This is a genomic window from Sphingobacterium kitahiroshimense (genome assembly GCF_025961315.1).
Lineage (GTDB): Bacteria > Bacteroidota > Bacteroidia > Sphingobacteriales > Sphingobacteriaceae > Sphingobacterium > Sphingobacterium anhuiense.
The window spans coordinates 1,856,964-1,872,590 of record NZ_JAOQNK010000001.1 but is presented as its reverse complement, the minus strand read 5'-3'; the positions used below and the strand labels follow the sequence as shown (position 1 = coordinate 1,872,590).

The following is a 15,627-nucleotide window of genomic DNA, read 5'->3' as shown; positions in this document are numbered from 1 at the left end:
TGTTATTTTTTTGCAATAAAAATAGGGTGTGTTTTATACAGAATGAGTATTTTGAGAAGATTTAAGTCAAATTTCCTTTCAATAAATTCATATCAAATGCGTAACTTTGCGCCATGCCAGAAAAAATTATAATTCTTGACTTTGGTTCGCAATACACGCAATTAATCGCGCGTCGTGTAAGAGAACTTAATGTGTATTGTGAAATTCACCCATTTAACAAATTACCTGAATTTGACGAGACTGTAAAGGGAGTAATCCTTTCGGGAAGTCCATATTCAGTAAGACAAGAGGAAGCTCCTCAAATTGATTTTAAATCAATTCAAGAGCGTTTTCCTTTATTAGGTGTTTGTTATGGTGCACAATATATCGCTCAAAAATCAGGAGGTGAAGTATTACCTTCGGAAATCCGTGAATATGGACGTGCTAATTTGCAATTTGTGAATGCTGAGAATGAATTATTAGCGGGTGTACCGGTTCAGTCTCAAGTATGGATGTCTCATGGTGATACTATTAAAGAAGTTCCTTCAAACTTTGAAATTATCGCAAGTACAGATAAAGTACGTGTAGCAGCTTATCACATTATCGGTACAAGAACTTTTGGTATTCAATTTCATCCAGAGGTGACCCACAGTACAGATGGTGTAGTTTTATTGAAAAACTTTGTTGTGGAGATCTGTGGATGTGCTCAAGAGTGGACTCCAGATGCTTTTGCTGAAACAAGTGTTGCTTCTCTGAAAGCGGAATTAGGTGACGATCACGTAATTTTGGCATTATCAGGAGGAGTTGATTCTACTGTTGCAGCTGTTTTATTACATCAAGCCATTGGCAAAAATTTGCATTGTATTTTTGTTGATCATGGTTTGTTACGTAAAGGTGAATTTGAACAGGTTTTGGATTCATATAAAAACATGGGACTTAACATTAAAGGTATAAACGCAAAAGAATTATTTTTTGGTCGTTTAGCTGGTGTTTCTGATCCTGAACAAAAACGTAAAATTATCGGTAATTCTTTTATCGATGTATTCGATGAGGCAGCAAAAGAAATTCAAAAGGAATTACCTGAAGGTATTGAGGCAAAATGGTTAGGTCAAGGTACTATTTATCCAGATATCATTGAATCGGTATCGGTTAAGGGGCCTTCTGCGACTATTAAATCGCATCATAATGTTGGCGGTTTACCTGACTACATGAAGCTGAAAGTAGTAGAGCCTCTGAAGACTTTATTTAAAGACGAAGTAAGACGTGTTGGTAAAACATTGGGTGTTGATCCAGCTATTTTAGGTAGACATCCTTTTCCTGGTCCAGGGTTAGCTATTCGTATCTTAGGAGATATCACTGAAGATCGTGTACGTATTGTACAAGAAGCTGATGATATTTACATCCGTAATTTGAAAGAAGCAGGATGGTATGATAAGGTTTGGCAAGCTGGCACGATTTTTCTTCCTGTTCGTTCTGTAGGAGTGATGGGCGATGAGCGTACATATGAGCATGTTGTTAGTTTACGTGCTGTAGGTTCATTGGACGGCATGACTGCAGATTGGATTCACTTACCTTATGATTTGTTGGCAAAGATTTCAAATGAAATTATCAACCACGTCAAAGGCATTAATAGAGTTGTATATGATATCAGTTCAAAACCACCAGCGACGATTGAGTGGGAATAAAATTGCTCTTGCAGTAGCATTGGCTTTAAGTCTTGCAAGCTGTACGACAAAAAAAACAGGCGTACTTCGCTCACCTTCTAGTAAAGGTGAGCAGGGTACTGTTTCTAATAATAGTGGTAAAACTGCTGCTGAACAGGCTGAAGATGCCAGAAAACTCGAAGCTGCTAAAGCGAGTGAAAGCCTTAAAAATCAAAAATCAATTGCTCTTCTCTTACCTTTTCAATTAAACCGTATCGCAGGTATGCGTCCCACGGCTGAAGACGTTAAAAGATCGGCTTTAGCGTTGGATTTTTATCAAGGGTTTCAACTTGGCTTGGAAGAATTGGGTGAAAAAGGAAGTAAATTTAGTTTAAAGGTTATAGATTCTGAAGATGATAATTTTAGAAACACATCTTTAGCTGCTTCAGCGTCTATAAAAAATGCCAATTTAATTGTAGGACCTGTTTATCCAAAAGAGATTAGAGCATTTTCACAAGCCTTTAAAGAGAAAAATATTTTACAAATTTCACCTTTAGCGGCAACTTTGGCTTCCGAGTTTGCGATTCCCAATTTAGTGTCTTTAACACCTTCTATTCGTGCTCACTCTGAAATTATGGCGAAGCATGTAGCCAAGCAATATGCTTACGGCGACGTTGTTTTGGTTTACAATATACAAGATGGTGATAGTAAACAGTTTTTGGATAACTTTGCATCAGAGGCATTGGGTTATAATAAAAGTCTGCAAATAAAAGTTGTGACTTCTATAGCTGAATTAAACGAAAACTTAGTTGTTGCTGGGACTAATCATATTGTCTGTGGTACTACAAATAGAAATCAGATTAGAGCATTATTAGCAAATATGGACGTGCAAAGCAGTGAGTCGGGTTATGCTTTTAAATTGTATGGTCACCCAAATTGGGCAAAATTATCTTTTGAAGATTACACGAATATTGATCGTTATGAGTTGACCGTGACGACATCAACATTAGTGGATGAAAATGCTGAGCGAACAAGACGATTTAATCAAAAGTATAAGAATAAGTTTCAGGTAATTCCATCAGATTTTTCTTATAAAGGTTACGATGCCGCTATTTATTTTGGGGGCTTAATTGCTAAGTATGGCGATGACTACGCGCAACATTTGGTTAAGGAAACCTATTCTGGAATAAATAGTGATTTTAGTTTTGATTACTTTCCTGAGTGGGGATATGTAAATAGAGGGGTTCGATTTATGGTGTATCGTAATAATAGTTTTGATAGGAAGTAAAGATGAGTGATTTTAGTGAAAAAAGAGTACAGCAGCAAATTCGTAATTTTGAAAGAGCAATGGATGGTTATGAAGGGAATGAGCCGTTTGCTCGTTATCTAACTTCATTTTTTAAAATTAATAAGCAAATGGGATCAAAGGACAGAAAATGGACTTCCCGGTTGTGTTATAATTATTTTCGATTGGGTAAGGGGGCAACGCAGCTTTCTCAACAAAAAAGATTAATCATTGCGGAGTACTTATGTGAAACAGAAAGTCCATTTGTCGCTTTATTTGAACCTGATTGGAATTTAAGCCTATCATTGGAAGAAAAAATAGCTTTTTTAAAAAAACTAGAATTATTGGAGCTAGATACCATTTTTCCTTTTAAAAATTACCTTTCATCTGCGATAGATCAGGTTGATTTTATACAAAATCAATTCTTGCAACCTGACTTATTTATTCGGATTAGAAAAGGTAAGGAAAAGTTTGTGAAAGCTATTTTTGAAGCGGAACAGATCGGCTATAAATTTATAACGGAACAAACTGTTGCTTTAGCAAATGGAACTTCACTACAGCGGTTTAAGGATCTCGATGGTGTAATCGAAGTGCAAGATCTTTCTTCTCAGCGGACCCTTGAATTTATGGATGCTTTGCCGAAAGAAAATTGGTGGGATGCCTGTGCCGCTTCTGGTGGTAAGGCTTTATTGTTCCTAGATAAGCATCCGACTACTAATTTATTGGTTTCAGATGTTCGTATGAGCATTCTGCGTAATTTAGATGAACGTTTTGAAAGGGCTGGTATAAAAGCTTATCGAAAAAAAATAGTTGATTTAACGAAAGATACTACGCCTATTTTGGGAGTTGAGCTTTTTGATGGAGTTATTTTAGATGCTCCATGCACCGGCTCTGGAACTTGGGGTCGAAGCCCTGAAAATATTAGTTATTTTAATGCAAAGAAGATCGATGAGTTTGCCACATTGCAAAAAGAAATTGCTAAAAATGTTTCATTGCATTTGAAAGTGGGTAAACCGTTGGTATACATCACTTGTTCTGTTTTTGAGAAAGAAAATGAGGAGGTGATTGCTTATATTCAAAAAGAACTGGGGTATAGTCTCCATTCTTATAAAGTATTAAAAGGATATTATGAAAAGGCGGATAGTATGTTTGTTGCCCGTTTAATCAAACTTTAATAAAATAAGAAATTTATAATTATAAAAGCCATTTGCATATCGCAAATGGCTTTTATAATTATAAAAGCCATTTGCATATCGCAAATGGCTTTTATAATTATAGAACTATTAGATTTGAATTAGTTTATTCACATTTACCCGGTACAACGAGCACAGGACATGTTGCTTTTCTAATTACAGCTTCAGAAACGGAGCCCGAGATAAAATGATCAAACCCTGTTCTACCATTTGATCCCATTACGATGAGATCAGCTGACCACTCATGAGAAGTGGCTAGTATTTCTTCTTTTACCGAGCCTATTCTATTGAATAAGAAAACTTCATTAGCGCCTTCGAACTCTTGTCCTAGTTCTTCTAAGTATTTTTGAGCATTCTGCTGCTCTATTTCCGATACTTCGGGTATGATGATTGGTTGTTGACCTAACAGCGGATCTGCACCATAGCTGGCAGGAGAAGTGGGAGAGGTAACCGTCACTAAAGCTACTGAAGCTTCAAATTTTTTAACCATTTCTTTAGCATAGGAAATCGCTTTATGTGAACATGGTTCATCGTCCACAGCAACTAATATTCTCGTTATTTTTACAACATTGGTATCCATGGTTCTGATATTAAAGTTTATATTCGTACATATTAATAACTTGAATATACGGTTTTTTGTTTTAGAAATATGGAATTTGGAATATGTAATTTAACAATTGTACCATTGCGGGCGGAGGAATCACATCGGAGTGAAATGGTTTCACAATTGCTGTTTGGAGAAGCTTTCGAAATACTGACGAAATCAAAGGATTGGACAAAAGTTCGTACTGAAATGGACTATTATGTTGGTTGGATACAGAATGGGCAATTTTTAGCAATAACAGATGATCAGTATGAGGAGTACCAGTCGTTAAGTAAGATCAAGATCGGTTTTGATGGGGGGCATCTTATCAATAATGATCTTTGTATCCAGCTTTTACATGGAACGATTGTACGAAAGGATTTTCCTTATATTGGAGCAGATGATTTAGTAGAGCTTAATGCAATTGAACTGCATTTTGAGCAAGAAGACTTCATCGAGCAGGTTGCAATACTCGCAAAGCAATACTGGGAGGTACCCTATCTTTGGGGAGGGCGATCTAAATTTGGAATTGATTGCTCCGGTTTCTCACAATTGATTTATCAATCCTTTGGTATTTCCTTACCAAGGGATGCTTATCAACAGGTTGAATTAGGGCAGACAGTTGACTTTTTGTCAGAGATTCAAGTAGGTGATCTTGCTTTTTTTGATAATGAAGAAGGTAGGATAAATCATGTTGGTATTATGCTGGACTCTGAAACCATTATTCACGCTTCTTCCCGTGTTCGAATAGATAGGATGGATCAAGAGGGAATATTTAATAAGGATTGGAATAAATACACACATAAGCTGCGTATCATCAAGCGCTACGTTTAAAAAAGAAAGGTCCGTCTATATTGAGACGGACCTTTCTTTCTTTATTTTCAAATATGATTAGAATTTGAAAGTTAAACCAAATTTAGCTGTATCAAAAAAGTTGTTAAAACTGTTGATGTTAGCATTGAATTCGTTTGAAGATTTACCGCCATCTTCTTTAGCTGTACCAAAAGATAATAAGTCTGTTAAACCAAAGTTGATCGCGATGTTTTCAGTAACGAAGTAATTCATCCCTAAACCAGCGCCAGCACCAAATCCTTTAACTTTAGGAATGTCTGTAGTTGTTGTACCGTTGTTAACTTCTCCAGTTCTTTGTTGATAACCAGCGGCTAATTGCGCATAAGTTTTAAAACGTGATCCTAAATCTAAAAAGTAGTAACGACCATAAGCACCAACTCCAAAGTTGCTTGATTTATTGTACGTATCGTTTGTACCAGAATAGTCTGTTGCTTTTAAATTTCCAAAGTTGAAATCTAAACCAACTGCAACTTTATCAGATATGAAATAACCTACAGAAGGATTGAAGTTGAATGAGTTTTCTTTCTTTTCAGCTGTTTTATTATTTTTTGTATTTGCTGAGAAATTACCTTCTACAATAAAGTCAGTTTTTTTGAAACCAAATTCTTGTGCTTGAGATGCAAAAGTTAGACCAGCTACTGCTGTTAGAGTAAGTAATAATTTTTTCATTTTTTTTAAAGTTTGTTTTTACAATATCCATAGCCAAACCTTTTGACTATTTGATTGATATTATCAATATAGATACCAAATTGATTTTTCAATGTCATAGAAATGTATTGATAAATTGTGTTAATCGTAATTTAAACGTTTTCAGAGATTTAAAAATTGACATTATGAAAAAATAATTTATCATATATTTTGATATTTATATTGATTTAACTTTTTGTGATAAAATGTCAGTTTTTATTATGACACAAAAAAAGACCATATGTCAGTGCTGACATATGGTCTTATAATTATTTTATTATTTAATATTTCTAGTCGAAATATTCTTTGATCCGTTCAAAAAATGATTTTTCAGATTTACCAGGTTGTGGCTTGAAATTCGGTGATTCTTTCAATTTCTGTAAAATCTCTTTTTCGTCAGATGAGACCGCTTTAGGCGTCCAGATATTCACATAAATTAATTGATCACCTTTGTGGTAAGAATTGACTTCAGGAATACCTTTTCCTTTTAGTCTTAATATCTTGCCGGCCTGGGTTCCTGGTTCAATTTTAATTTTTGCTTTACCATCAATCGTTGGAACTTCAACGCTTGTTCCTAATGTAGCATCTACAAAATTAATATATAGGTCATAAATAATATTTAGACCATCTCTTTTTAATGCTTCATGAGGAATTTCTTCAATGAGGATAATTAGATCACCGGCAACACCTCCGCGAGGAGCTGCGTTCCCTTTTCCACTCATTGAAAGTTGCATACCTTCACTTACACCAGCCGGAATGTTGATCGCAATTGTTTCTTCACCTCTTTCTAATCCTTCACCTCTACATGTAGTACACTTTGCGGTAATTTCTACCCCTTCACCATTACAAGTAGGACAAGTGCTTGTCGTTTGCATCTGGCCTAAGATTGTATTGGTTACGCGGCGAACAGATCCTGAGCCGCCACAAGTATTACAAGTGTGGAAAGATGATTTATCTTTTGCACCACTACCATCGCAGGTATGACAGTTTACTTGTTTATTTACTTTTACTTTTTTCTCAACACCTTTAGCAATTTCTTCGAGTGTTAATTTTACTTTAATGCGAAGATTTGTTCCTTTAGCAACACGACGGCCTCCTCTTGAGCCTCCGCCACCGCCACCGAAGAAACTTTCGAAAGGATGACCACCTCCACCAAATATATCTCCAAATTGGCTAAATATGTCATCCATATTCATGCCACCACCATAACCGCCTCCGGAAGCAGAGCTACCCGCATGACCAAATTGATCATAGCGTTGTTTTTTCTGAGGATTGCTTAATACATCATATGCTTCAGCAGCCTCTTTAAATTTTTCTTCAGCTTCATGATCACCAGGGTTTTTATCCGGGTGATACTTTACGGCAAGTTTACGGTAGGCAGATTTAATTTCTTTTTCATCTGCACCACGAGCTACACCTAATATATCGTAATAATCTCTTTTTGACATCTTTTTTATCTTATTGACCTATAATTACCTTAGCATGACGGATTACTTTATCATTTAAATAGTAACCTTTTTCAATAACATCAATAACTTTATTTTTCAAATCTGGAGTAGGAGCTGGAATAGCCGTTATTGCTTCTTGTAAATCAGCATCAAACTCTTTACCTACTACATCCATTTCTTTTAAACCTTGGTGTTCTAAAGTTTGTCTGAATTTATTATTGACGATCTCTATACCAGTTTTTATTGATTCAACATCTGTTGCTGTTTCCATTGCTTTTAAAGCTCTGTCAAAATCATCCACTGTTGATAATAGTTTTGTGATCACATCTTTTCCAGCAGATTGAATTAATTCAACACGTTCTTTACTTGTACGTTTTCTATAATTATCAAATTCTGCTGATAAACGTACATATTTATCTTTTGCCTCTGCTACTTCAGCACTTAATTTCTCTTCAACAGAAAGTTCAATCGTCTCTTCTTGATTTTCCGTTGTATTATCCTCAATAGGATCTTGAATCGTCTCGTTATTATTCTCTTGTTCGCTCATTTCTTCTAAATTCTATGTGGGAAACTAATGTTCTTTCTCTAAAATCTAATTACAGTCAAAGTTGTTGCCAAAATGAAAAAATCCGACAGCTTGTCAGTAACCGGGAGAATGGACTAACAAAATGTCGGATGATCAGGATTTCTGTCAGTATTGACAGTTATATTTCTACTTGATCTAGCAATACCCCATCAGCGGTTTTGATGATGCGTGCAGGCATATTACGGATAATTTGGTAATCATGAGTTGCCATTAAAACTGCTGTTCCAGAAGAAGCGATATCCCGTAAAAGCAATACAATTTCTTCAGAAGTAGCAGGGTCAAGGTTTCCTGTTGGCTCATCGGCCAATATAATTTCCGGATTATTAAGGAGTGCTCGTGCAATAACAATACGTTGCTGTTCTCCTCCTGAAAGTTCATGAGGCATTTTTTTTAATTTCGAGCGAAGTCCTACTTTTTCAAGTACATCGAGCATTCTATGTTCAATTTGCGTTTTATCTTTCCAGCCGGTGGCTCTAAGTGCAAATTCTAAATTTTTCTCTACAGAGCGATCTGATAATAAATGAAAATCTTGGAAAACGATTCCTAACTTACGTCTCAGGTAGGGGACATCATTTTCATGCAGTTTTTTTAAATCAAAACCTGCAATTAGTCCTTCTCCGTTACCAATATATAAATCGCCATAGATTATTTTTAGCAAACTACTTTTTCCACTTCCTGATTGACCAATGAGGTAAAGAAATTCGCCTTTATTGATATTCAAATTCACATTCGATAAGACCAAATGTTTTTGTTGGTAGATATCGACGCTTTTTAATGTGATTACTGTATTTCCAGACATTGAACTATAATTCTAATTTTTTTATTTGTCCAAATGGCAATTCCTTTACCATTTGCATAATGTACGCTGACTTGTCTCCGAGACCAATTTTGTCCAAAGATTTGTCGGGGCGATCAACCCTAAAATATGCTAAAAGAGTGAATGAATCATCTCTTAATTGAACATAGTCAGGGATTTTGGCAACTCCTTTTACTTTGATTATATACATCTATTTACAAAGTTAGTACTTTTTATTTCAAAAAATCCTTCCACGAATATAAGGCTATGCTTACTGGTTTGCAAATAAAAATTCTAGTGTATTGACCCCATCAGCATAATCATCTAAAGCAGGATTTTGTCCGGCACCGAATTTAAAAGCTGGTGTTTTGATCGTTAAAGGTGCTTCTGATGTAACGCATTGTAAGCTGTCTGATAATGTATTTAAGTGCTGAGAAAGATTGTCTAAGTTATCATACTCTTCAAAATAAACTACAGCTAAGGGTGATGCTATTTTGTCATCTTGTTTTAATAATAAAAACCCATTATCATAATGCTTGTCACCATTTATTAAATAAATGGATTTGTTATAATCGTAATTATTATTGTATTTATAATGTGTGTTTACCTCTTTAAAAGATTCAATTCCTTCATAGAAATGACTTATATCATAATTTTTTGGGATAAATATTTTAGATACAGAACGACATCCCAGACCGTAATAATCAAAGATATCATGGCCTAAAGCTTTTAGTTGCTCGTGCGATTCTTCACCTGTAATGATGGCAATGCTGTTTCTGTTTTTTCTAATAATATGTGGTTTTTTTCCAAAGTAATGTTCAAAGTACCGCGAAGAATTGTCGGAACCTGTTGCAATCACTAAATCAAAATCAGTTAATCTATCCACTAGTTGTACACGATCTTTAAATCTTGGTTCAACTTCTATCAACTTCTGAATTACGTAAGTTGTTAGAAGAGCATCGTCTGAAGAAACCTTAATCTGTGCTTTAAAACCAGCGACCAATACGCATAATATATCATGAAGACCTACAAGAGGTATATTGCCCGCTAAGACTAAACCTACAATTTTGTCACTTTCAATATCAGGATATGGCGATAGCCAATTTTCTAATAGCTCAAGGTTTAAATTTGCTTTCCAAGAAGTAAAGGCTTTATTAACGTGTTCTGCGGTATACCATGCATTTTTATGATGAGCAGTTGTAACTAAATGTTGTAGCTCTGCATGATCATTAATGAATAAGTTCGCAAGTTTTGCAAAACCTTCTAATCGTTGTTTCTTTGTCAAAATGTAAAAATTAATAAACGTGTATACACAAATTTGTATTATATTTGTGTTATTAATACAATCAGCGAAACCAAGTTACTCTTAGTATTTAAACGTGTAAAATGATTTGATTGTATAAATGATAGTACAAAAATAGTTTTTTATCATAATTTTGAGGTTATAAATGGCGATTAAAATTACAGACGAGTGTATTAACTGTGGTGCTTGTGAACCGGAGTGCCCAAATAATGCAATATATGACGCTGGAGTGAGTTGGAAATTCTCAGATGGGACGGCATTAGATGGAGTTATTGATTTTGGAGATGGAGTAACGTTAGATGCTGACGATTCTCAAGCTGCTGTATCAGATGAAGTATATTACATTGTTTCGGACAAGTGTACAGAGTGTGTTGGTTTTCATGATGAACCACAATGTGCAGCTGTTTGTCCAGTAGACTGCTGTGTAGATGACGAAGAGGTTCGTGAATCTGAAGAGGAGCTATTAGCAAAGAAAGCCTGGTTACACGCTGAATAAAAGCATCGCTTTTAAAATAAAATTTTGAAAAAGGTAGAATATGTACATATTCTACCTTTTTTTATGTCTTCAAGTATCCAATAAATTTGCTGTTATTATAATCCGCCATATTAATATTTGTGAAAGCCTAGTATTTTTTTATTTTTGTACTTTACCTTATAAAAAGTTTGCCGATGTATAAATCAAAAATGGGGCTAATTACCCTTGTTTCGGTGACAATTGCTGCACTTATTGCGATATGTTACGAATTTAGTTGGGTCAATTTTTCTCCATCATTTTTAATGGCAGTAAGATGGATTGTTGCTACTGTGTTGATTGTTAATGCTCTTGTTCGGAAGAATCTAACAACTTGGATTTTGACCTGTATGATCTTGGGTATTTTTGTGGGTTTAGATTTTCCAAATATTGCCATATCATTGCAACCGCTAAGTAAAGGTTTCATTAAGTTGGTGAAGACGATTGTAGGACCGATCTTATTTGCAACGTTAGTTTATGGTATTGCAGGTCATTCTGATTTGAAACAGATTGGTCGTATGGCCTGGAAGTCTATGCTGTATTTCTTTTGTGCTACGACTTGCGCTATTTTTATTGGCCTTGGGGCTATAAATCTGACTAAAGCTGGAGTTGGTGTTGATGTTGCACATATGCCTCATGAAGAACTGCCAAAAACGCAAATAAGTAATGACGCACAGATTTTAGAAACTTTACCAGACCATGTTCATCCTGTTTATAAGTTTACGGCATTTTTTAGAGATCTTTTTCCTGAAAATATTGTAAAAGCAGTGTATGACAATCAAGTTTTACAGATCGTGGTGTTTTCAGTTCTTTTTGGTATTGGATTAGCAATGGTTGATGAAAAGAAAAGAAAACCATTGGTTGATTTTACGGAAAGCCTTTCAGAAACAATGTTTAAGTTTACAAACTTAATCATGTATTTTGCTCCAATCGGAGTTGGTGCCGCAATGGCTTTTACAGTTGGTCATTTGGGAGTAGATATTCTGAAAAATCTATTCATGTTGTTAGCAACTTTGTATTTAGCATTAATAGGTTTCCTAACTTTTGTATTGTTGCCTGTTGCACTTTATCTGAAAATCCCTGTATTAAAGTTTATTAATGCGATTAAAGAACCTGTTTCTATTGCATTTGCGACGACAAGTTCTGATGCAGCTTTGCCCAAGGCTATGTCTGCTATGGAAAAATTTGGAGTACCTCGTAAGATTGTGTCTTTTGTTATTCCTACAGGATATAGTTTCAATTTGGACGGAACGTCATTGTATCTATCTTTGGCAGCGATATTTGTTGCTCAAGCGGCTGGAATACATTTGACTTTTGGAGAGCAGTTAATGATCGCATTTACATTAATGATTACTTCTAAAGGGGTTGCCGCAGTTCCCAGAGCATCATTAATTATATTAATTGCTACTGCAGATCAATTTGGTTTACCAACATTTGTGATTGCGGCTATATTAGGAATTGACGAGTTGATGGATATGGCCAGGACTTCGGTCAATGTGATCGGTAATTGTTTAGCTACAGTTGTTGTTGCTAAATGGGAGGGTGAGTTTGACGAAGAGGCCCCATATAGAGATGATCACGGCCAACCGGAATTAGAGGGGTAGTATTATATCTTTTAAAAGCCAGAAAAGGGATCTTATAACAAATATAAGATCCCTTTTTTATGAAATAAACTTACCATTGACATAATACCAGATTCCATCCACTTGTTTGAAAGTGGATCTTTCATGATGAATCTGTAAATTCAGCTCGGAATCCAAGTAATGTGCCTCAAATTCGACCATATTGGAATTACTAAATAAAATGCGGAGCTGCATCCATTTTGATTCCTTTGCCCATCTTGCAATTTCTATTTTGTTTTGCAACTTGCGTGTTTCAGAATGAAAGCTTGTATATAAAAACTCGATATCTTGAACAACAAATGCGCTATATCTTGCACGCATTAATTGTTCTGCAGTTTTAGCTTCTTTTTGGTCTAAATGAATTTTTTTGCAACAATTTTCGTAAGGAAGTGAATTGCCACAATGGCAAATTGTATTTTGTTTTGTCACCATATTAAGATTTAAATATAGGACAAAAGTAAATAATGATTTTTTCTTTTTAAATGAATCGTGTTTATATAAATATTTAGGAATTTCTTAGCTGGACTATAATTTTTAAATTGATATTTTAACATGTTGATATTGAGTTTATTTTAACGTTTTAACAAATATTAACAACCTTTCATTAATCTTATTATAAAATATAGAGTCCTACCTATAAATAATTGAAAAACATAAATAAAGGGAGGAGCAGGTATGAAAAAATTAGTTTACTTGACGGTTTTAGTTGGCGGTTTGTTTTTTGTTAAACCTGCTGCTGCACAAGTTAATGTGAGTATTAACATTGGTAATCAACCTTCTTGGGGCCCAGTGGGGTATGATTACGTAAGGTATTATTATATTCCAGAAATCAATGTATATTATGATGTGATCAATCGCCGTTATACGCATTATCATGGTAGAAGATGGGTAACCAGTAGAAGCTTGCCTAGTCGATACCGTAACTTTAATTTTTATAATACCTATAAAGTCGTTGTCAATGATAGAGATCCCTGGAGACATCACGATCGGTACAGAAGAGATTATGGTCATTATGCTCATCGCAGAAATCAGGTAAGTATAAGAGACCATAGAAGTAATTATGATCGTCCACGTCACAATGACCGTTATGATAATCATCGTGTCGAGCGACATGAAAATCATAGAGATCGATCGGAGCATAGAAAATCGGACAAGAGAAATGATAAAAGAGGCCACGATCGTCACTCAGAAAGAGGTGAGGGACATGGAAGAAGATAGTGAATAGTTTTTTATATGTTAATTGAAAGGGAGGAAGCTGTAGTTTTCTCCCTTTTTTAATTAAAACTATTTTTTTAAATCGGATAAGCTGTTTCACTTTTAGTTTCCGATAGAACAAAATAGGTTTGTACGGTGTTCACATGTGGGAGTACGGCTAAGCGGTACCTTAAAAATTCGTGATAGGCCTGCATATCTTTAGTTGCTATTCGAAGCATAAAATCATAGGATCCAGCCATCTGATAACATTCCATAACTTCCGGAAATTTAGCAACTTCTTTTTCAAATTCATTTAAAACCTCGGCTGTATGTGCTTTTAAGAATACCTGTGAAAAAGATATCAGACCCATGTTTATTTTTTGCCGGTCAAGAATAGCAACAGTTTTTTTAATATAGCCTTGTTGTTTCAGTTTTTTTACACGCTCATGTATAGCGGCGATAGATTTATGCAATCTAAATGCTAGTTCCTTATTGCTAAGTGTAGCGTCATGCTGTAAAATTCTTAATAGTTTAGTGTCGGTTTCATCAAGCATCATTTTGTATTTTTTATTGATATGAATGTAATGAATTGGTTGATTCTGTAATATTTCTTAAATATATCATTATTTAGATAAAATTTATTGATTTAATCTTTATGTAGTGAATATTATTTTGTTTTATGTCAATTTTGCTGATAATATTAGATCTTCGAATGATTGTAGACTGATATTGTTTAAAATAATAAATCATGAATAACGAATTGATGTTTAGTAAATGTTTGTCTCCTGAGCTTGATAGTAGATTTAAACATTTATGGTGTTTAGTAGGAAACACGCCTATGCTGGAGCTGCAATACTCATATAAAGGGAAAGCTGGGAGGATTTATGTGAAATGCGAGAATTATAATCTTACAGGGAGTATCAAAGACCGTATGGCGCTATATATTATGTATAAAGCTTACATGAATTGTCAAATTCAGCCTGATGATGTTATCATAGAAGCTACTAGCGGTAATACAGGTATTTCTTTTTCTGCTATTGGTAAAGCTTTAGGACATCAAGTGAAAATTATTATGCCCAATTGGTTGAGTAAAGAACGCATCGATATTATAAAAAGTATGGGTGCAGATATTCAGTTGGTTAGTAAAGAAGACGGTGGTTTTTTGGGGAGTATTGAATTAAGTGAGAAACTAGCTCAGCAAGGAGGGGTGTTTTTGCCCAGACAGTTTGAAAATAAATTCAATGCCGAAGCTCATGAATTAACGACTGGTCGTGAAATTGGTTTACAGTTAGCCTCGCAAGGTTTAGTTGCAGATGCTTTTGTTGCTGGTGTTGGCACGGGAGGAACCGTTATGGGAGTAGGCCGTCATCTTCGTAGCTTAAATCCTCATGTAAAGATTCATCCTTTGGAACCCGCTGAAAGTCCAACGATGTCTACTGGATATAAGGTTGGCTCGCATCGTATTCAAGGTATTTCAGATGAATTTATTCCGGCTATTGTGAAAATGGACGAGTTGGATGAGATCGTTTCTGCTTCAGATGGTGATTCTATTATAATGGCCCAAAAATTAGCAAAAGAATTGGGCTTAGCTGTAGGAATTTCTTCAGGAGCGAATGTGATTGGAGCAATTAAATTAAAAGAGCAATTAGGGGAAGAAGCTGTTGTTGTCACCTTATTGTGCGACGATAATAAGAAATATTTGAGTACAGATTTAGTAAGAGAACAACCTGTAGCAGCTGGATATATTTCAACAGATCTCGCTTTCACTGGATTTAAACCTATCAGTAGGTTAGCAAAATCTCTTTTTAATACTGAATCGCTATAAAGTTTGTTTCAGCCTAATCGCGTATTAGGCACTATGTTTATATTTAAATAGAATCTATTACAATGGGATTTATCCCATTGTAATTAGATTTAATCAATTTGTAACCTGTCACTCGGCATT

General features: G+C 35.0%; 17 protein-coding genes. 8 read left to right on the top strand and 9 right to left on the bottom strand.

Annotation, left to right across the window (positions count from 1 at the left end; genetic code table 11):
- The first annotated feature begins 113 nt into the window (after positions 1 to 113).
- From guaA to M2265_RS08515, 3 genes are read left to right on the top strand one after another with little or no spacing between them, the layout of a single operon-like run.
- Complete coding sequence (gene guaA, locus M2265_RS08525) at positions 114 to 1,664, top strand: glutamine-hydrolyzing GMP synthase (protein WP_132772818.1); 1,551 nt, start codon at positions 114 to 116, stop codon at positions 1,662 to 1,664.
- Complete coding sequence (locus M2265_RS08520; RefSeq protein WP_165905974.1) at positions 1,621 to 2,910, top strand: ABC transporter substrate-binding protein; 1,290 nt, start codon at positions 1,621 to 1,623, stop codon at positions 2,908 to 2,910. Before guaA ends, M2265_RS08520 begins: the two co-directional genes overlap by 44 nt.
- A gap of 2 nt (positions 2,911 to 2,912) precedes the next feature.
- On the top strand, positions 2,913 to 4,082 hold the full coding sequence (locus M2265_RS08515) for an RsmB/NOP family class I SAM-dependent RNA methyltransferase (protein ID WP_132772814.1): 1,170 nt from the start codon (positions 2,913 to 2,915) through the stop codon (positions 4,080 to 4,082).
- A 124-nt stretch (positions 4,083 to 4,206) separates the two neighbouring features.
- Here M2265_RS08515 and M2265_RS08510 read toward each other — a convergent pair whose 3' ends face one another.
- The gene (locus tag M2265_RS08510) at positions 4,207 to 4,680 is read right to left on the bottom strand and encodes a universal stress protein (protein ID WP_132772813.1); all 474 of its coding nucleotides are present in this window, start codon (positions 4,678 to 4,680) and stop codon (positions 4,207 to 4,209) included.
- Between the two features lie 69 nt (positions 4,681 to 4,749).
- On the opposite strand from M2265_RS08510, the gene M2265_RS08505 reads away from it, so the two are divergent.
- The gene (locus M2265_RS08505; protein ID WP_132772811.1) at positions 4,750 to 5,517 is read left to right on the top strand and encodes a C40 family peptidase; all 768 of its coding nucleotides are present in this window, start codon (positions 4,750 to 4,752) and stop codon (positions 5,515 to 5,517) included.
- Between the two features lie 57 nt (positions 5,518 to 5,574).
- Here the strand turns inward: M2265_RS08505 and M2265_RS08500 are convergent, their stop codons facing one another.
- From M2265_RS08500 to M2265_RS08475, 6 genes are all read right to left on the bottom strand, one after another.
- The gene (locus tag M2265_RS08500) at positions 5,575 to 6,204 is read right to left on the bottom strand and encodes an outer membrane beta-barrel protein (protein ID WP_132772809.1); all 630 of its coding nucleotides are present in this window, start codon (positions 6,202 to 6,204) and stop codon (positions 5,575 to 5,577) included.
- A 308-nt stretch (positions 6,205 to 6,512) separates the two neighbouring features.
- Positions 6,513 to 7,670, bottom strand: a complete 1,158-nt coding sequence (gene dnaJ, locus M2265_RS08495) for a molecular chaperone DnaJ (protein WP_021192239.1) — start codon at positions 7,668 to 7,670, stop codon at positions 6,513 to 6,515.
- A gap of 10 nt (positions 7,671 to 7,680) precedes the next feature.
- Complete coding sequence (locus M2265_RS08490) at positions 7,681 to 8,217, bottom strand: nucleotide exchange factor GrpE (protein ID WP_021192238.1); 537 nt, start codon at positions 8,215 to 8,217, stop codon at positions 7,681 to 7,683.
- A 157-nt stretch (positions 8,218 to 8,374) separates the two neighbouring features.
- Positions 8,375 to 9,055 carry a cell division ATP-binding protein FtsE gene (locus tag M2265_RS08485; RefSeq protein WP_021192237.1) on the bottom strand — a complete coding sequence of 227 codons (681 nt, stop codon included), beginning with the start codon at positions 9,053 to 9,055 and terminating at the stop codon, positions 8,375 to 8,377.
- 4 nt (positions 9,056 to 9,059) lie between these two features.
- On the bottom strand, positions 9,060 to 9,263 hold the full coding sequence (locus M2265_RS08480; protein WP_132772807.1) for a fructose-6-phosphate aldolase: 204 nt from the start codon (positions 9,261 to 9,263) through the stop codon (positions 9,060 to 9,062).
- Positions 9,264 to 9,323: 60 nt separating this feature from the next.
- Positions 9,324 to 10,337 (bottom strand): acyl-CoA reductase, encoded by a 1,014-nt coding sequence (locus M2265_RS08475; protein WP_132772805.1) that lies wholly within the window; start codon positions 10,335 to 10,337, stop codon positions 9,324 to 9,326.
- A 163-nt stretch (positions 10,338 to 10,500) separates the two neighbouring features.
- Here M2265_RS08475 and M2265_RS08470 point away from each other — a divergent pair, with 163 nt between their 5' ends.
- Both M2265_RS08470 and M2265_RS08465 read left to right on the top strand, forming a co-directional pair.
- Complete coding sequence (locus M2265_RS08470) at positions 10,501 to 10,851, top strand: 4Fe-4S dicluster domain-containing protein (protein WP_021192235.1); 351 nt, start codon at positions 10,501 to 10,503, stop codon at positions 10,849 to 10,851.
- Positions 10,852 to 11,024: 173 nt separating this feature from the next.
- A complete protein-coding gene (locus M2265_RS08465; protein WP_132772803.1) occupies positions 11,025 to 12,470 on the top strand; it encodes a dicarboxylate/amino acid:cation symporter in 1,446 nt (481 codons plus the stop codon).
- 57 nt (positions 12,471 to 12,527) lie between these two features.
- Here the strand turns inward: M2265_RS08465 and M2265_RS08460 are convergent, their stop codons facing one another.
- Positions 12,528 to 12,920, bottom strand: coding sequence for a YchJ family protein (locus tag M2265_RS08460; protein WP_132772802.1), 393 nt, complete (start codon positions 12,918 to 12,920; stop codon positions 12,528 to 12,530).
- 243 nt (positions 12,921 to 13,163) lie between these two features.
- Between M2265_RS08460 and M2265_RS08455 the strand changes: the two genes are divergently transcribed.
- On the top strand, positions 13,164 to 13,706 hold the full coding sequence (locus M2265_RS08455; RefSeq protein WP_021190799.1) for a hypothetical protein: 543 nt from the start codon (positions 13,164 to 13,166) through the stop codon (positions 13,704 to 13,706).
- Positions 13,707 to 13,780: 74 nt separating this feature from the next.
- On the opposite strand, the gene M2265_RS08450 is transcribed toward M2265_RS08455, so the two are convergent.
- Complete coding sequence (locus tag M2265_RS08450; RefSeq protein ID WP_021190798.1) at positions 13,781 to 14,239, bottom strand: Lrp/AsnC family transcriptional regulator; 459 nt, start codon at positions 14,237 to 14,239, stop codon at positions 13,781 to 13,783.
- Positions 14,240 to 14,430: 191 nt separating this feature from the next.
- Between M2265_RS08450 and M2265_RS08445 the strand changes: the two genes are divergently transcribed.
- Positions 14,431 to 15,507: a PLP-dependent cysteine synthase family protein gene (locus tag M2265_RS08445; protein ID WP_165902507.1), complete on the top strand. Its 1,077-nt coding sequence runs from the start codon at positions 14,431 to 14,433 to the stop codon at positions 15,505 to 15,507.
- Positions 15,508 to 15,627: the final 120 nt, after the last annotated feature.

What these genes read in the sequence shown, in the direction of transcription:
- guaA (WP_132772818.1), top strand. Translation starts at nt 114, where the DNA reads ATGCCAGAAAAAATTATAATTCTTGACTTTGGTTCGCAATACACGCAA.
- M2265_RS08520 (WP_165905974.1), top strand. Translation starts at nt 1,621, where the DNA reads ATGATATCAGTTCAAAACCACCAGCGACGATTGAGTGGGAATAAAATT.
- M2265_RS08515 (WP_132772814.1), top strand. Translation starts at nt 2,913, where the DNA reads ATGAGTGATTTTAGTGAAAAAAGAGTACAGCAGCAAATTCGTAATTTT.
- M2265_RS08510 (WP_132772813.1), bottom strand. Translation starts at nt 4,680, where the DNA reads ATGGATACCAATGTTGTAAAAATAACGAGAATATTAGTTGCTGTGGAC.
- M2265_RS08505 (WP_132772811.1), top strand. Translation starts at nt 4,750, where the DNA reads ATGGAATTTGGAATATGTAATTTAACAATTGTACCATTGCGGGCGGAG.
- M2265_RS08500 (WP_132772809.1), bottom strand. Translation starts at nt 6,204, where the DNA reads ATGAAAAAATTATTACTTACTCTAACAGCAGTAGCTGGTCTAACTTTT.
- dnaJ (WP_021192239.1), bottom strand. Translation starts at nt 7,670, where the DNA reads ATGTCAAAAAGAGATTATTACGATATATTAGGTGTAGCTCGTGGTGCA.
- M2265_RS08490 (WP_021192238.1), bottom strand. Translation starts at nt 8,217, where the DNA reads ATGAGCGAACAAGAGAATAATAACGAGACGATTCAAGATCCTATTGAG.
- M2265_RS08485 (WP_021192237.1), bottom strand. Translation starts at nt 9,055, where the DNA reads ATGTCTGGAAATACAGTAATCACATTAAAAAGCGTCGATATCTACCAA.
- M2265_RS08480 (WP_132772807.1), bottom strand. Translation starts at nt 9,263, where the DNA reads ATGTATATAATCAAAGTAAAAGGAGTTGCCAAAATCCCTGACTATGTT.
- M2265_RS08470 (WP_021192235.1), top strand. Translation starts at nt 10,501, where the DNA reads ATGGCGATTAAAATTACAGACGAGTGTATTAACTGTGGTGCTTGTGAA.
- M2265_RS08465 (WP_132772803.1), top strand. Translation starts at nt 11,025, where the DNA reads ATGTATAAATCAAAAATGGGGCTAATTACCCTTGTTTCGGTGACAATT.
- M2265_RS08460 (WP_132772802.1), bottom strand. Translation starts at nt 12,920, where the DNA reads ATGGTGACAAAACAAAATACAATTTGCCATTGTGGCAATTCACTTCCT.
- M2265_RS08455 (WP_021190799.1), top strand. Translation starts at nt 13,164, where the DNA reads ATGAAAAAATTAGTTTACTTGACGGTTTTAGTTGGCGGTTTGTTTTTT.
- M2265_RS08450 (WP_021190798.1), bottom strand. Translation starts at nt 14,239, where the DNA reads ATGATGCTTGATGAAACCGACACTAAACTATTAAGAATTTTACAGCAT.
- M2265_RS08445 (WP_165902507.1), top strand. Translation starts at nt 14,431, where the DNA reads ATGAATAACGAATTGATGTTTAGTAAATGTTTGTCTCCTGAGCTTGAT.